Annotated in this window: 19 protein-coding genes; 2 read left to right on the top strand and 17 right to left on the bottom strand. The window is 39.2% G+C overall.

The features are described 5' to 3' along the window. The first annotated feature begins 393 nt into the window (after window positions 1–393). Window positions 394–675, top strand: a complete 282-nt coding sequence (locus tag ERK18_RS03220; RefSeq protein WP_046331989.1) for a hypothetical protein — start codon at window positions 394–396, stop codon at window positions 673–675. 44 nt (window positions 676–719) lie between these two features. Then, window positions 720–1175 (top strand): universal stress protein, encoded by a 456-nt coding sequence (locus tag ERK18_RS03225; protein ID WP_187154278.1) that lies wholly within the window; start codon window positions 720–722, stop codon window positions 1173–1175. Window positions 1176–1229: 54 nt separating this feature from the next. On the opposite strand, the gene ERK18_RS03230 is transcribed toward ERK18_RS03225, so the two are convergent. The 17 genes from ERK18_RS03230 to prfA form a co-directional block, all read right to left on the bottom strand. Continuing rightward, window positions 1230–2423, bottom strand: coding sequence for an FtsW/RodA/SpoVE family cell cycle protein (locus tag ERK18_RS03230; RefSeq protein WP_187154279.1), 1194 nt, complete (start codon window positions 2421–2423; stop codon window positions 1230–1232). 16 nt (window positions 2424–2439) lie between these two features. Further along, window positions 2440–2667 carry a DUF2969 domain-containing protein gene (locus tag ERK18_RS03235; protein ID WP_187154280.1) on the bottom strand — a complete coding sequence of 76 codons (228 nt, stop codon included), beginning with the start codon at window positions 2665–2667 and terminating at the stop codon, window positions 2440–2442. Window positions 2668–2675: 8 nt separating this feature from the next. Further along, window positions 2676–2969 (bottom strand): membrane protein insertion efficiency factor YidD, encoded by a 294-nt coding sequence (gene yidD, locus ERK18_RS03240; RefSeq protein WP_187154281.1) that lies wholly within the window; start codon window positions 2967–2969, stop codon window positions 2676–2678. 16 nt (window positions 2970–2985) lie between these two features. Then, window positions 2986–3975: a rod shape-determining protein gene (mreB, locus tag ERK18_RS03245; protein WP_187154282.1), complete on the bottom strand. Its 990-nt coding sequence runs from the start codon at window positions 3973–3975 to the stop codon at window positions 2986–2988. An 80-nt stretch (window positions 3976–4055) separates the two neighbouring features. Beyond that, complete coding sequence (locus ERK18_RS03250) at window positions 4056–4286, bottom strand: DUF1146 family protein (protein ID WP_187154283.1); 231 nt, start codon at window positions 4284–4286, stop codon at window positions 4056–4058. 73 nt (window positions 4287–4359) lie between these two features. Continuing rightward, window positions 4360–4797: a F0F1 ATP synthase subunit epsilon gene (locus ERK18_RS03255; protein WP_187154284.1), complete on the bottom strand. Its 438-nt coding sequence runs from the start codon at window positions 4795–4797 to the stop codon at window positions 4360–4362. A gap of 11 nt (window positions 4798–4808) precedes the next feature. Further along, window positions 4809–6248: a F0F1 ATP synthase subunit beta gene (gene atpD, locus ERK18_RS03260; RefSeq protein WP_046331978.1), complete on the bottom strand. Its 1440-nt coding sequence runs from the start codon at window positions 6246–6248 to the stop codon at window positions 4809–4811. Between the two features lie 22 nt (window positions 6249–6270). Further along, window positions 6271–7233: a F0F1 ATP synthase subunit gamma gene (locus tag ERK18_RS03265; protein ID WP_046331977.1), complete on the bottom strand. Its 963-nt coding sequence runs from the start codon at window positions 7231–7233 to the stop codon at window positions 6271–6273. 11 nt (window positions 7234–7244) lie between these two features. Next, the gene (gene atpA, locus ERK18_RS03270; RefSeq protein ID WP_187154285.1) at window positions 7245–8756 is read right to left on the bottom strand and encodes a F0F1 ATP synthase subunit alpha; all 1512 of its coding nucleotides are present in this window, start codon (window positions 8754–8756) and stop codon (window positions 7245–7247) included. 14 nt (window positions 8757–8770) lie between these two features. After that, complete coding sequence (gene atpH, locus ERK18_RS03275; RefSeq protein ID WP_187154286.1) at window positions 8771–9319, bottom strand: ATP synthase F1 subunit delta; 549 nt, start codon at window positions 9317–9319, stop codon at window positions 8771–8773. After that, window positions 9319–9831, bottom strand: a complete 513-nt coding sequence (gene atpF / locus ERK18_RS03280) for a F0F1 ATP synthase subunit B (RefSeq protein ID WP_187154287.1) — start codon at window positions 9829–9831, stop codon at window positions 9319–9321. The genes atpH and atpF overlap by 1 nt, the downstream gene beginning before the upstream one ends. Window positions 9832–9873: 42 nt before the next feature. Further along, window positions 9874–10098: a F0F1 ATP synthase subunit C gene (gene atpE / locus ERK18_RS03285; RefSeq protein WP_187154288.1), complete on the bottom strand. Its 225-nt coding sequence runs from the start codon at window positions 10096–10098 to the stop codon at window positions 9874–9876. An 18-nt stretch (window positions 10099–10116) separates the two neighbouring features. Further along, complete coding sequence (atpB, locus tag ERK18_RS03290) at window positions 10117–10830, bottom strand: F0F1 ATP synthase subunit A (protein WP_046324709.1); 714 nt, start codon at window positions 10828–10830, stop codon at window positions 10117–10119. Between the two features lie 117 nt (window positions 10831–10947). Then, entirely contained in the window at window positions 10948–11577 is a 630-nt protein-coding gene (gene upp, locus ERK18_RS03295) for a uracil phosphoribosyltransferase (protein ID WP_187154289.1), read from the bottom strand. 84 nt (window positions 11578–11661) lie between these two features. Then, complete coding sequence (locus tag ERK18_RS03300; RefSeq protein ID WP_187154565.1) at window positions 11662–12666, bottom strand: L-threonylcarbamoyladenylate synthase; 1005 nt, start codon at window positions 12664–12666, stop codon at window positions 11662–11664. Further along, entirely contained in the window at window positions 12666–13514 is an 849-nt protein-coding gene (gene prmC, locus ERK18_RS03305; RefSeq protein WP_187154290.1) for a peptide chain release factor N(5)-glutamine methyltransferase, read from the bottom strand. The genes ERK18_RS03300 and prmC overlap by 1 nt, the downstream gene beginning before the upstream one ends. Further along, window positions 13507–14595 carry a peptide chain release factor 1 gene (gene prfA, locus ERK18_RS03310; RefSeq protein ID WP_045927960.1) on the bottom strand — a complete coding sequence of 363 codons (1089 nt, stop codon included), beginning with the start codon at window positions 14593–14595 and terminating at the stop codon, window positions 13507–13509. Before prfA ends, prmC begins: the two co-directional genes overlap by 8 nt. Window positions 14596–14598: the final 3 nt, after the last annotated feature.

Raw genomic sequence — 14598 nt, forward strand, 5'->3', positions numbered from 1 at the left:
TTATTTTAAAAGATAATAATAAATAATTAGATAACATTCAACAATAAATAATTATCATTTTTGATTAAAAAATAAAAAACTTTTCACTAAACCCGACAATATTTGCTCTTTCTTGACAAATATCAAAAAGCTTAGTAGTATAATAATTGATCTGAGTCGATCGAATAGCTTAATTGTATAAGGTTGACCGGTCAAACATAAGACATGCGAGATAGTAAATAACTTTCGAATCGGAAGACTATCTTTTGCGATAGGATCCACATTCGTTGCGATACATCTCATTTTTTGAACACTGCGGGTTCAACAAGCATTGTTTTGCTATGTTTCGATGACTCGGATTTCTTGAGAATATTAGGAAACGGTCTGCGGACCGTTTTTTTGTTTGGAGATTTTATGGCTATAAAAGTTGTTATCACTATATATCTTGCAATATTACTTTTGACTGCCTTTTATTTATGGCATAATCGTCACAGTCATTTTTTAATCTATGATAGTAAAAACATTTCTAACTTCAGTTCTATAATGTCCTGGACTGCGATTATCTTGGGTTTAGAAACTTTATTGGGTCTGGTTTTAGTATTTCAGGCAAATAAGTACCTTAATTTAATTACCCTAGCTCTCAGCAGCATCACGATTTTAATTTTTAGTCTTTTACTTAATCAAAAGGGTGATTAATTGCACTAAAATTTGGTAAAATAATGGTAAGAGAGGTGTTTTAAATGATGAAACAATATCACCGTATTCAAGTCGCAGTTGATGGCTCTAAGGAAGCCGACCTAGCTTTTAAAAAAGCTATCTCTGCAGCTAAACGGAATGATGCTGCATTGGAAATTCTGCATGTCATTGATACCAGATCTTTCCAAAATGTTTCCAGCTTTGATTCAGAGATGGTTGAGCAAGTATCAAACGATGCTAAGGAAAAATTGCAGAATTACTACAAGCAAGCTACGGAAGCTGGCGTCAAGGAAGTTCACTACTCAATTGAATTTGGAGCTCCCAAAGCAATCATTGCCCACCAGTTTCCTAAAAAGCACCAAGTTGATTTAATTGTATTAGGAGCTACTGGTCTGAACGCTGTTGAGCGCATACTAATCGGCAGTGTAACAGAATACGTTACCAGAACTGCTGATTGTGACGTCTTAGTCTGTCGTTCAAACGAAAACTTAGCCAAGTAAAAAAGAGCATTTCATTTTTGACGTGAAATGCTCTTTTTGTGTGTTATTAAATTTTTAGAAATCGCCTGCTTGGCTGAACATGTAGTCTTTATTATGAAACTTCATGGACAAGATCATCCCAATACCAATCATATTTCCAATCAGGGCTGAACCACCCTGGGAAATGAACGGCAATGGAATACCTGTAAGTGGCAAAAGATCAATACTCATGCCTATGTTTTCAAACACATGGAAAAGTATCATCATAATTACACCGGTTGAGACATAAGAATAAAATGCGTTTTTAGTATCAAATGTGATGCGTACCATCTGCACGATCAAGTACAAGTAAAGCAGAATGACGGCTACACTACCAACAAATCCGAATGATTCACCAATTACTGAATAAACCATGTCAGACCCTCGTACTGGTACGTAAACACTCAGTTTGCCAAAGCCATTGCCAAAAATTTGTCCAGAACCGATTGACTGCATACTTTGCCACAATTGATATGCGGCTTTAGAAGTATCAGTAGATGGGTTCAGCCATGACATAATACGTCTGAACTGGTATGGCTGGAAAAAGTGACTTAAAATTGATTGTCCCCCGGGTGTGGTAACCATGTAAATGACCACGACTCCCAGAACAAAGACTGCCGCAAACATCGGTGCAATTATTTTCCAGGAAATACCGGAAACTAATATAACACCCCCTACGATTGCAATAAAGACCAGCATCGTACCGAAGTCATTTTGCAACTTTAGCAATATGGCAATCGGTAAGAGCCAAACTAACATTTTGCCGATTAAAATCCAATCATTTTTGATAGTATGAGCAAACTTGTCATTATGCTCGCGCACAACCCGCGCCAGCATCAGTATAAAAGCGGGTTTCATGACCTCAGATGGCTGAAAAGAAATTGGCCCTAGCTTAAACCAGCTTTTGGCTCCAGCATCTGCAGCAATGCTGCGATTGTAAAAGAACAAAACCGCAATCAGGAGCAAGATACCAAGTCCATAAACATATGGCGCAATTCTGTATAGTTGTTCAGCGTCAAACTGAATTACAAAAACAACGATGGCCACTGAAATAATATACCAAAGTCCCTGCATTGCCACAGCTTTTACCGGGCTACCCATGTGACTGGGATCATCAACTGCCGCAAAATAAATGGAATAAAGGCCCACTGCTGCCAGCAATAGCACAGGGACAACAATATTCCAGGCAATCCGATCAAAAAGATTGGTTTTATTTTGTACTTTGACCATTAATTATCACAACCTATTACTTTTCATGTAAAGCAAAGTATGAAAGCAAACCATTAATGCTGCTTTCTAAGCTTTTTGCATACAAGATGCTATTGGTTTTGCCAGTTGTAGCCCGATAACGACCTGCAATTTTTTCAATTACACCAATAGATTTTTTCTGAGGAATTACAACTTCCCAGGTAGAGTTTTCTTTACCCTTGATTTCATTGATTTCAACGTTAATATTTTCTGATTTTTTTGACATAAATTCTCCTACTTTATATTTGGATGAAATTTTTTCGCTATAATTTCATCTTCATATCGTTCTGGATGATGATTGCGAAAAATAGTAAATTTATCTGGTACGGGATCAACTCCGCCGCGCACAAAAGGATTGCAACGCAATATCCGGCAAATCCCCATTATTAGTCCTAAAAATGGTCCAAATTTGGTTAATGCATCAACCATATAGGTTGAGCAAGTCGGATAATAACGGCAAGATTTTGGAAAAGCCGGAGAAATGAATCTCTGATAAATTTTAACTAAATAAATCAGTATTTTACGCAAATCGAGCCTCCAAAAATTAGTGGCGCTGATGCTTCTCGATGTTCTTGAGTAAAATTCCAGTACCAAGTGCTACCGCTTCAAGTGGATGATCAGCTGTAAGTACCGGCACTTTGAGGTAATATGAAATCAGCTTGTCAATATTTCTCAAAAGTGCCCCGCCACCAGTCAGCATGATGCCGCGGTCAATAATATCCGCGGAAAGCTCAGGCGGTGTTTTTTCTAAAACTTCTTTAGTAGCCGCAATAATGTTCATTAGACCGTCATGAAGTGCTTCTTGAATTTCAGGCGCTGTCACAGTAGCCTGCTTCGGCAAACCATCAACCACATCACGTCCACGAACCGAAATGCTTTTTTCTTTTTCTGGTTCATAAGCACTACCAATTTCAATCTTTATTTGTTCAGCCGTTCGGGAACCGATCAGCAAGTTATACTTATTTTTTATGTATGTAACTATAGCCTGATTTAAGTGGTCACCGGCAAAACGAAGAGATTGACTTGTCACTATTTCACCCATTGATAAAATTGCAATATCAGTAGTGCCACCACCAATATCAATCACGATGTTGCCTTGGGGTTTAAAAATATCAAGACCAGCCCCAACGGCAGCAACCTTAGGTTCAAAATCAAGATAGACCTTTCCCCCACCAGATTTTTCAGCAGCCTGAATAATTGCTTTTTGCTCGATCTGAGTTACCCCTGTAGGAGCACATATTAAAATATTTGGTTTGGACATAAAGCCTTTTACATTTAATTTTTCAATAAAATAGGATAGCATTGCTTCAGTAATATCAAAATCCGCAATAACTCCATTCTTTAAGGGACGAATCACGCGGATATTACCGGGAGTTCTTCCCACCATTTTGTAGGCTTCTGTTCCAACAGCTACCACTTTATTTGTACTTGTATTGACAGCAACAACTGAAGGCTCATTTAAAACAATTCCCTTGCCTGAAACGTTTATGAGCACATTCGCTGTTCCTAAATCTATTCCTATATCTCGTGCCACAATAATCCTCCATAATATTCAATTCATATTTTACCACAAATACTTTAAATTTGTAGGCAACTTATTAGTTTTAACAAGTCTTAAAAGAAATTGCTTAACTGCATGGATGTATCAATTAATGTGATTAAAAAATTACCAACAAGAAAACCTAAAGCAATCGCAGCAAAAATCAGCAGCAACTGTGCTTCAAAGACCCTGTTTTTACGAATTATTTTTTCAATGCGGACACTTTTCATAATCTGAAAGGACAAGCCGATCGTAATTAAATAAATTACTATACTAATTAAGGCATGGACGCCAAGTTGAAACATATTCTTTCTCACTTTTCTTAAGTCACAATAAAAGCGGACGCACAAAGCAGTGCATCCGCTTAAAACTTTAATTCTAATTGTCTGAATTGTAAACACTTATTCGATTGATGGCTCTTCTGAGTGCAACCTGTGCCCTCTCAAGTGATCGCTGGTCATGAGCAGCTTGAGCCTTTTTCAGTGCATTTTGCGCACGTTCTCTAGCTGCCTTAGCCCGAGATACATCAATATTGCTAGCTCGTTCAGCACTGTCAGCAATTATTGTAGCTACGTTATTGGAAAATTCAAAGTAGCCACCACTAACAGCAATGTGATTGACAACATTATTCATTTCGCGGCTTCTTTTAACCTTAATCTCACCTATCGCCAGTGGAGTTAAAATCGGCAAGTGATTATACATCACTGAACGTTGACCATCAATTGCCCGCATTTCCACAATACTGGAGTGATGAGAAAAAATCAGTCCATCTGGAGTTACAACATTTACCATAAAAAGTTTTTCTGGATCTGCCATTTGACATCACCTTACTTTTCTAATAATGCTTTAGCTTCTGGATCACTAGGAGTTACACCCATTTGCTCAGCCTTCTTTAAAACATCTTCAATTCGGCCTACACTACGGAATGCATCTTCAGGAAGATCATCTAAGTGACCATCCAAAATCATCTTAAAGCCTTTAATTGTTTCCTTAATTGGAACATAAGAACCAGGCACACCAGTAAATTGCTCTGCCACAAAGAAGTTTTGTGATAAGAAAAACTGTACTTTACGAGCACGGCTAACAATCACCTTTTCCTCGTCGGACAACTCATCCATTCCCAAAACTGAAATGATATCTTGCAATTCATGGTAACGTTGCAAAATGTGTTGCACCCCTGTTGCCACTTCATAATGTTCTTGACCAACAATTTCTGGGTCTAAAGCACTGGAAGTTGACTGCAACGGGTCAACGGCTGGGTAAATACCTTGCTCAACTAGGCTACGTTCCAAGTTGGTAGTAGCGTCAAGGTGGGCAAAAGTAGTAGCTGGAGCTGGGTCAGTATAGTCATCGGCCGGCACATAAACCGCCTGAATCGAAGTAATAGAACCCTTCTTAGTTGAAGTAATTCTTTCTTGAAGCTGACCCATTTCAGTAGCTAAAGTTGGCTGATAACCAACGGCACTAGGCATACGTCCTAACAGAGCGGAAACTTCGGAACCAGCCTGAGTAAACCGGAAAATGTTATCAATAAAGAGCAACACGTCTTGGCCTTCAACATCTCTGAAGTATTCAGCCAAAGTTAAACCAGTCAGAGCTACACGCATTCTGGCACCAGGCGGCTCATTCATTTGACCAAAGACCATGGCTGTTTTGCTTAAAACGCCAGATGCTTTCATTTCAAAGTAAAGGTCATTACCTTCACGTGTTCTTTCACCAACACCGGTAAAGACTGAGATACCACCATGTTCTTGGGCAATGTTGTGAATCAGTTCCTGAATAATCGTGGTCTTGCCGACCCCGGCACCTCCGAACAATCCAACTTTTCCGCCTCGAACATAAGGTTCAAGCAAATCAATAACTTTAATACCAGTTTCAAGAATTTCCTGACTAGTAGTTAGTTCATCATATTTAGGAGCATTCTTATGAATACTGTCACGAGCATGATCTTTGTCAAATTTAGGGCCATTATCGATAGGTTCCCCTAAAACGTTAAAGACACGACCCAAAGTATCATTACCAACAGGTACTGAAATAGGGCCACCTGTGTCTTCAACTTTCATGCCCCGTCTAAGGCCATTGGTAGATTCCATGGCAATTGTTCTTAAAATACCGTCGCCAAGCTCCAATGTAACTTCCAGAACAACAGATTCATCGTCCGACTTAACGACGCGCAAAGCATTGTCAATATCAGGCAGATTTTTGTCAAGCGGGAATTTGACATCGACAACTGGGCCGATTACTTGAACAACTTCACCTTCACTCAAAACATCTACCTCCTTTTCTTAATTATTTCAAAGCATTAGCACCACTGACAATTTCAGTAATTTCAGTAGTGATTTCTGCTTGTCTTGCACGGTTTAATTTAGTAGTTAAACTCGAAACCAAATCATCAACGTTGTCCGTAGCACTCTGCATTGCAGTCATTGAACTGGCATGCTCTGCAGTTTTGGCATCCAAAATAGCACCGTAAATTGTAGAGCGGGCATATTGAGGAATTAGTGTTGTTAAAACGGCATTAACATCAGGTTCGATATCGTATTCTAAGTCTTTATGAGCTTCAGCTTCTTTGACACCAATATCAATGTCAACGATCGGCAACATTTTTTCAACCCGAAATGCAGATGATAACGAATTAATATGGTGAGTATAACAAACATACAGCTCATCATAAACTCCGTTCAAATACATTTTGATCGCAGTTGAAACAATTGGTAAAACTTCATCAAAAGTAGGTACATCAGTAATACTGTCATTTTCATACACAACATTAAGATTGTTTTTCTTGAAGAAATCAGCACCTACTGACCCAACGGCTAAGACTTTAACATCTTTATGTTCCGCTTTTGAATCCTCAAACAGACCCATCATGTTTTTAATAACAGCACTGTTATAAGATCCGACTAGACCACGGTCACCGGTAATAACCAAATATCCGGTAGAGTTGATCTTTTTGCGTGCCTGGACCATATCGGAAACAATTCCCAGGCCAAAGACATTTTCATAGTCAATTTTGCCAATACTTTCTTCGTCAATTGCCACATGCTCTTTATGCAAGTGATTGACTACCTCAGCACTCATCAAACGTGATAAAGTTTGTCGCACATGATCATTATAAATTGTGTAACCTTTATCTCGCTTTTCAGTTTGGTTTAATTTTGATGCCGAAACCATTCTCATGGCCTCGGTAATTTTACCAGTTTGCTTAACTGAAGCTATTTTTTTCTTCAACGCAAGTAAAGATGCAGGCATATAACTACCTCCTATTTATTACTTGGTGAAAAACTATCCGCAAATTTAGAAATTGCTGCCTGTAATTTCTTTTCATCTGGCAGGTCACCAGTCTTGCGAATATGTTCTAGTAAATCTGCGTGATTAGTATCGAAGTTGTCGTATAACTCTTTTTCAAACTTGGCAATATCATCAACTGGAACAGAATCAAGATAGCCGTGAGTTAAAGCATAAAGAATGACAACTTGCTTTTCAACTGGAATTGGCGTATGCAAAGGCTGTTTCAAAACTTCAACAACTCTTCGGCCACGATTCAGTTTGGCTTGAGTTGCCTGATCCAAATCGCTGCCAAATTGAGCAAAGCTTTCCAGTTCATGGTAAGCTGCCAGGTCAGTACGAAGTGTACCAGCAACTTTCTTCATAGCCTTAATTTGAGCACTACCACCAACACGAGAAACTGAGTTACCAGCATCAATAGCAGGACGGGTACCTGCAAAGAATAAATCACTTTGCAAGAAAATTTGACCGTCAGTAATTGAAATTACGTTAGTTGGAATATATGCTGAAATGTCTCCTGCTTCAGTTTGAATAAACGGAATGGCAGTCATTGAGCCACCACCAAGTTTATCACTCAATTTTGCACTACGTTCTAGTAAACGAGAGTGCAGATAGAAGACATCACCAGGATAAGCTTCACGACCAGGCGGACGACGCAGAAGCAAAGAAAGTTCACGGTAAGCAACAGCTTGCTTTGACAGGTCATCGAAGACCACCAAGACATCCTTGCCATTGTACATGAATTCCTCACCCATAGCCGTTCCGGCATATGGTGCTATATACAGCATCGGTGCCGGTTCACTTGGGCCGGCTTCAACTACAATTGTATAATCCATTGCGCCAAAGCGCTTTAAAGTTTCTACTTGTGATCTGACAGTTGATTCCTTTTGACCAATAAAGACATAAATACAAATAACATCTTGTCCTTTTTGACTCAAAATTGTATCAATTGCCAAACTTGTTTTACCAGTCTTACGGTCACCAATAATTAACTCACGTTGACCTCGACCGATTGGCACCAAAGCATCAATGGCTTTGATACCTGTTTGCAGCGGCTGATTAACTGACTGGCGTTCCATAACACCCGGTGCCGAAGCCTCGATTGGACGAGTCTTTGACGTTTTTATTTCGCCAAGTCCATCAACTGGCTGACCTAGTGGGTTAACAACGCGACCAATTAGTGCATCTCCAACCGGCACACGCATAATTTCACCGGTTCTTTTGACTTGGTCACCTTCACGAATATCATCAAAATTGCCCAAAATAATGATACCAACATCATTTGATTCAAGGTTTTGTGCAATACCATAAGAACCATTGTCAAATTCCAATAGTTCGTTGGCCAAAACATTGTTCAATCCGTGAGCCCGGGCGATACCATCACCTATGTATGTAACAACTCCAACTTCATTAATGTCGAGCTTATCATCATAGTGTTCAAGCTGCTGCTTGATTAAAGAGCTAATCTCTTCTGCTTTTATGCTCAATGGTTTCACCTCTTTTAATTTTTATTAATTAACTGCGCACGAATTTTTTTCAGTTTGTTTTTGACTGACCCATCGATTACGCAATCGCCAACTTTTAAAATTACACCGCCAATAATACTTTGGTCAACCACATTAGTGAGAATGACTTTTTGCAAATTATATTTTTGGGCGTAACCAGCACCTAATTTTTGCAATTGCTCTTGATCTAGCGGCACTGCTGAAACAGCAACACCAGTTTCGATCTTTTGACTTTGATTATATAAGTCATTAAAACATTTTATTATTTCCGGCAGTTCCAAAAAATGATCATAGTCTAACAATAAATTCAAAAAATTCTGAACCTCTTTAGTCAGACCCTGCTCAATCGCAGAAAGCGACTTTGCTTTTTCAGCACTGTTAAAAATTGGATCGCTAAAAACTTTCAAAATTTGCGGATATTCTGAGATGGCTTGTGCCAGTTCCTGCAAATCTGCGTGAACTGAAGCCAAGGCATCCATATCTTCTGCATAATCAAATAGTGCAGTACCATAGCGTGCAGCAATTTCTGCTTTACTTAAGGCCATTATTTATTCAGCCCCTTAATAAATTGATCAACCAAATCTTTTTGGTCATCAGCAGATAAATTCTTAGAAATCACTTTTTCCGCAATCGTTACAGAAATATCTGCAACTTGTGCACGAGCTTCATCTAAGGCATCAGCTTTTGCCTGAGCAGCATCAGCTTTTGCTTTTTCATGAATAGAAGCCGCATTATCATTTGCTTCTGCCACAATTTGCGTACTGGTTTTCTCAGCACTTGCCTTTGCGTCAGTCAAAATTTGCGTTGCTTCTTGTCTTGAGTTCTTCAAGGCAGCTTCACGCTCATTAGCCAAAACCTCGGCCTTTTTGCGATTGCCTGCAGCTGAATCAAGATCACTGATTACCTTTTGGCGTCTTTTTTCCATCATGTCGGAAACAGGTCCCCAAGCATAATGTTTAACCAAAATAAGCAAAATTGCGAAAACAATTAAATACCAAAGAGTATTTCCAAGGTAAATGTGACCTGCTGAGGCTGCAAATAAAATTTGAAATGTCATTTACTGCCCTTCTCTCTTTTACCTAAATTATTTTAAATAAAATTAAAGGAAGAGAATCAGGAAAGCAACAACAATCGCCAAAATAGGAACGGCTTCAATCATACCAACACCAATGAACATTGTTGATTTTAAGTTACCAGCGCTTTCTGGTTGACGAGCCATGCTCTCAACTGTTTTAGTAATAACTTTACCGTTACCCCAAGAAGCTGCTAAAGCAGCGATACCAGCTACGATAGCTGCTGAGATATATTTAAAAGCTTGTGACATGTTTAAACCTCCAAAAAATTATTCTTTTGTAACCTTTTTTCCGACATAGACCATGGATAAAGTTACGAAAACATATGCCTGGATAGAGCCAATGAAGACAGAGAATCCTTGCCAGATCATAGCTAACGGTGCTGCTAAAACCAAAGTGATAACACCAAAGCTAGGAGCAAAGCTATTACCTATTAAAGTTAATAACACTTCACCTGCGTAGATATTACCATATAAACGCAAAGATAATGTCAAGAAGTTAGTGATCTCCTCAATCATATTGATTGGAAACAGGAAACTAACAGGTTCGGCATAATTGCGCCAATAGCCACCAGTACCGAATTTTTGCATTCCGAAAGTGAATGAAAGAAGCAAGGTCATCATTGCAAATGACATTGTCGTCACCGGATCTGCTGTGGGAGATTTAACAAAAATATTGTCCCCCGCTTTAACCTCTAGGAAGAGACCCAACTGGTTCATGAACCAAATGTAGATGAACAGAACAAAAGCATAAAGCGAAAGGTGCTTTCGCGCATCAACATCACTGACATTGTCTTTAACAATACCATCAGTGAAGTCTATCAAATATTCCATGATATTTTGCTTTTTATTCGGTTTCATCTCAACTTTTCGTGATAACCATATGCAGACAAACAATACTACAGCTGCCATTAAAGTTGAGCCGATGATCCCAGAAAGATCAAATGTCAAACCCAGAAATTTAAAAACAAATGATTGCTCCAATTCTTCGTGACCTCCCTTCTCGTGCCCAAATTATCGAACACTCATACAATATTAACACCATTCAATAATTTTGTGAAAAATGTAAGCGTATTTTGCGATTAATTTACCTAAAAATAGTTATTTAGTACCAAATAGTCTGTCGCCTGCATCTCCCAAACCTGGCGTAATATAGCCATTTGGCAGCAATTTTTCGTCTTCTGCGGCAGTATAGATATCAACGTCCGGATTTTCTTTTTGAATAGCCTTAACACCTTCAGGAGCAGCTACCAGTACAGCCAGTTTGATAACTTTGACGCCACGCTTTTTAAGCGCACCAATCGCCATATTAGCTGAACCACCAGTAGCAAGCATTGGATCAACTACCAAACATTCGCGTTCGGCAACATCTTTTGGCATTTTACAGAAATATTCATGTGGCGTAAGGGTTTCTTCATCCCGGTACATGCCAATTACTCCAACTTTAGCCGAAGGAATCATTTCCATAACACCATTAAGCATACCAATACCGGCACGTAAAATTGGCACAATAGTCAATTTTTTACCGGCAATTTCTTTTTGTGTGGTCTTGCCAATCGGTGTTTCAATTTCAACATCTTTTAGCGGCAAATCTCTGGTAATTTCATAAGTCATCAGTCCCCCGATTTCACCGACAATACGCCGAAACTCGTTGGAACTTGTCTCCTTACGCCTAATAATTGTTAACTTGTGTTGAATTAACGGATGATTCAAAACCGTAAATTTGCCCATCTTTTTCCTCCTATAAACATAATTACGTTTACGAGTATTTTAATAAAAAAAACAAAGGGTTTAAAGTCCTTTGCTAGTAAATTTTTATTTTGTCTGATAATGGTGGCCTGCAGCTGCCTTATTAAGCCGATTCATGTAGGCTAAAGTGTCCTCGCTGCCGTTAAATCCCTGCACAAAAATTTGTTTGATTTCGGGCTTATCGTCAAAATAACGCAAGCCTCCGAATAAATTATGATCGGCATCCGCCAAATTTTGACCTAGATTAAATTTGTTAGCTCCTGGCAACTTGATTTTTTTAAGCACAGTGACTAAAGCCATCACTCCTGTCGCACTCGTCAATTCTATATTGGCAAAATCCTGCGGATCATCTACAACGACTACAGGAGCACTGGGAGCATAATGGCGGTATTTCATCCCCGGAGCTTTTGGAACATCCTTATCAGAAACCTTGCCGCTGTTAATTAAAACTTTTTCCCCCAAGGCATTGCTCAACTCTTCAGGTGTGATTGCACCAGGACGTAAAACGACTGGAGTTGCAACGGAGAGGTCAATAATTGTTGATTCCAACCCCACTTCTGTAGGTCCGCCATCAATAATCCCTGCAATTTTACCTTTTAAGTCATGATAAACATGCTGGGCAGTAGTTGGACTGGGCTTAGTTGATGTGTTTGCAGAAGGCCCGACAATTGGATAACCCAATTTACTGATCAGTTCATGAGTCAGAGCATCATGAGGGCAACGAAAAGCCACGGTGTCAAGACCACCGGTGACAGCTTTAGGCAAACTGTCAGGTTTAACATATAGTAAGAGAGTTAGCGGACCGGGCCAAAATTTTTTGATTAATTTTTGAGCACGTTCTGGAACTTCTTTGGCATATTTAGACATCATTTGAGCATCAGTGACTGTCACAATTAAGGGATTGTCACTAGGACGACCTTTAGCTGCGTATACATTTTTAACGGCTTGCTCATTTGTAGCAATCGCACCTAAGCCATAAACGGTTTCAGTGGGAAAAGCAACTAACTCCCCTTCAGCAAGCAATTTTACTGCATCATCTATTTGATCTTGTGAAAAAATTTTTGTTTCCATCATTTATTCCACTTTCCCTTAACCATACGCGGTTTCCCGGCTAAATCTTTCTTAAATTCAATAGTAAAATCAGGCAATTCTTGAGCAAATAATTCAGCCAGCTGTTCTTTTTCGCTAAAGCCAAACTCCAGGAAAAATTCTCCGCCACTATTTAAGTGGTCGCGCACCTGTTTAACAAATTTTTGATAAAATTCAATGCCGTTTTTACCACCAAAAAGCGCTTCTTTCGGTTCATTTTGCAGAACATTTTGATCCATCACGTCTTTTTCTGTTTCCTTAATATAGGGTGGATTAGAAATTATTTTATCGAATTTTTCCAGTCCAATTAAGATATTGGCTTTACGGACTGTTACATCCACTTTATGAATCAAGAAGTTTTCTTCGCTTGTTCTTAAGGCGGCATCGGTAACATCGGAAGCGTATAAATCAAGATTCGTAATTTGCTTTTTCGCAGCTTCTTTAGCTAGGGCTACAGTAATGCACCCAGAACCTGTACCTAAATCAAGCACTTTGTCACCATTAGCTAGATCCTGCAGAGTCCATTCAACCAATTCTTCTGTTTCAAAGCGGGGTATTAAAACACCGCGTTTTACTAAAATCTTGTAGCCAAAAAACCAGGAATAACCCAAAATATACTGAGGTGATATTCCTTTAGCCAGCTGGCGGACATCATTTTGTGCCTGTTTAACCTGCTGAGGAGTTAGTTCCATATCTTGTTTTAATTGAAACTCACTTGGACTGAGTTGCAATCTTTCAGCCAGCAAAAAAGCGATGTCTTCCGGCCTTTCTTCTGGTGCCGTTTCCGCAGCCCAAATTCTCAGACTCTTTAAAGTGTCAATCTTAGACATTTTGTTCAGCCAGCTCCTCTAATTGCTTAGTTTGGTTATACAAAATCAAAGCATCAATTATTTCGTCAAGTTCACCGTTCATTACCCGGTCAAGTTTATTAAGCGTCAAGCCGATACGATGATCAGTCACACGGTTTTGCGGGTAGTTATAAGTTCTGATACGCTCTGACCTGTCACCGGTGCCGACAGCATTTTTACGTTTGGCATCATATTGATCCCGATTTTGACTTTCATAATAATCATAGACACGAGATTTTAAAATCTGCATCGCTTTTTCCCGGTTTTGTTGCTGACTACGTTGATCCTGCATTGCGACAACGATTCCTGTCGGCAAGTGAGTCATACGCACAGCACTCGATGTTTTGTTAATATGCTGACCGCCGGCACCACTAGAACGGTAGACATCAACTCTAATATCTTTGGGATCTAAATCAAGGTCAACCTGCTCGTATTCAGGCATTACGGCAACAGTTGCCGTTGAAGTATGAACACGACCTTGAGATTCAGTTACAGGAACGCGTTGCACGCGGTGCGCTCCGTTTTCATATTTAAGTTTTGAATAAACCTTATTGCCAGTAATCATAATGGCAACCCGTTTGTAACCGCCAACTTCGGTTGGCTCACTGTCGACAATAGAAACCTGCCAGTTTTGTCTTTCTGCATATTTTTCATACATTCTGAGCAAATCGCCAGCAAATAAGGAGGCTTCATCCCCACCAGCTGCTCCCCTGATTTCCATGATAATATCCTTATCATCATTAGGATCTTTGGGCAGCATTAAAATCTTGATTTCATCTTCAAGTTTAGCAATATCCTGCTCTAAATCATTATTTTCTTCTTTGGCCATTTCCACCAAATCAGAATCATTTTCATTAGCAATAATATCCTTATTATCAGAGATTTCTTTTTTATCAGCCTTATATTTGCGGTATTTTTCAACTACATCCCGCAAATCTGCTTCTTCTTTAGAAACCTCCATGTACCTTTTAGTATCATTGATAACTTCTGGGTCAGCCATCATCTCTTGTAATTCGTCATAATGAGCAACAAGACTTTCAAGCTGTGCCATAATCTTATCCATGTT

The organism is Lactobacillus kimbladii, from assembly GCF_014323605.1.
Taxonomy (GTDB): domain Bacteria; phylum Bacillota; class Bacilli; order Lactobacillales; family Lactobacillaceae; genus Lactobacillus; species Lactobacillus kimbladii_B.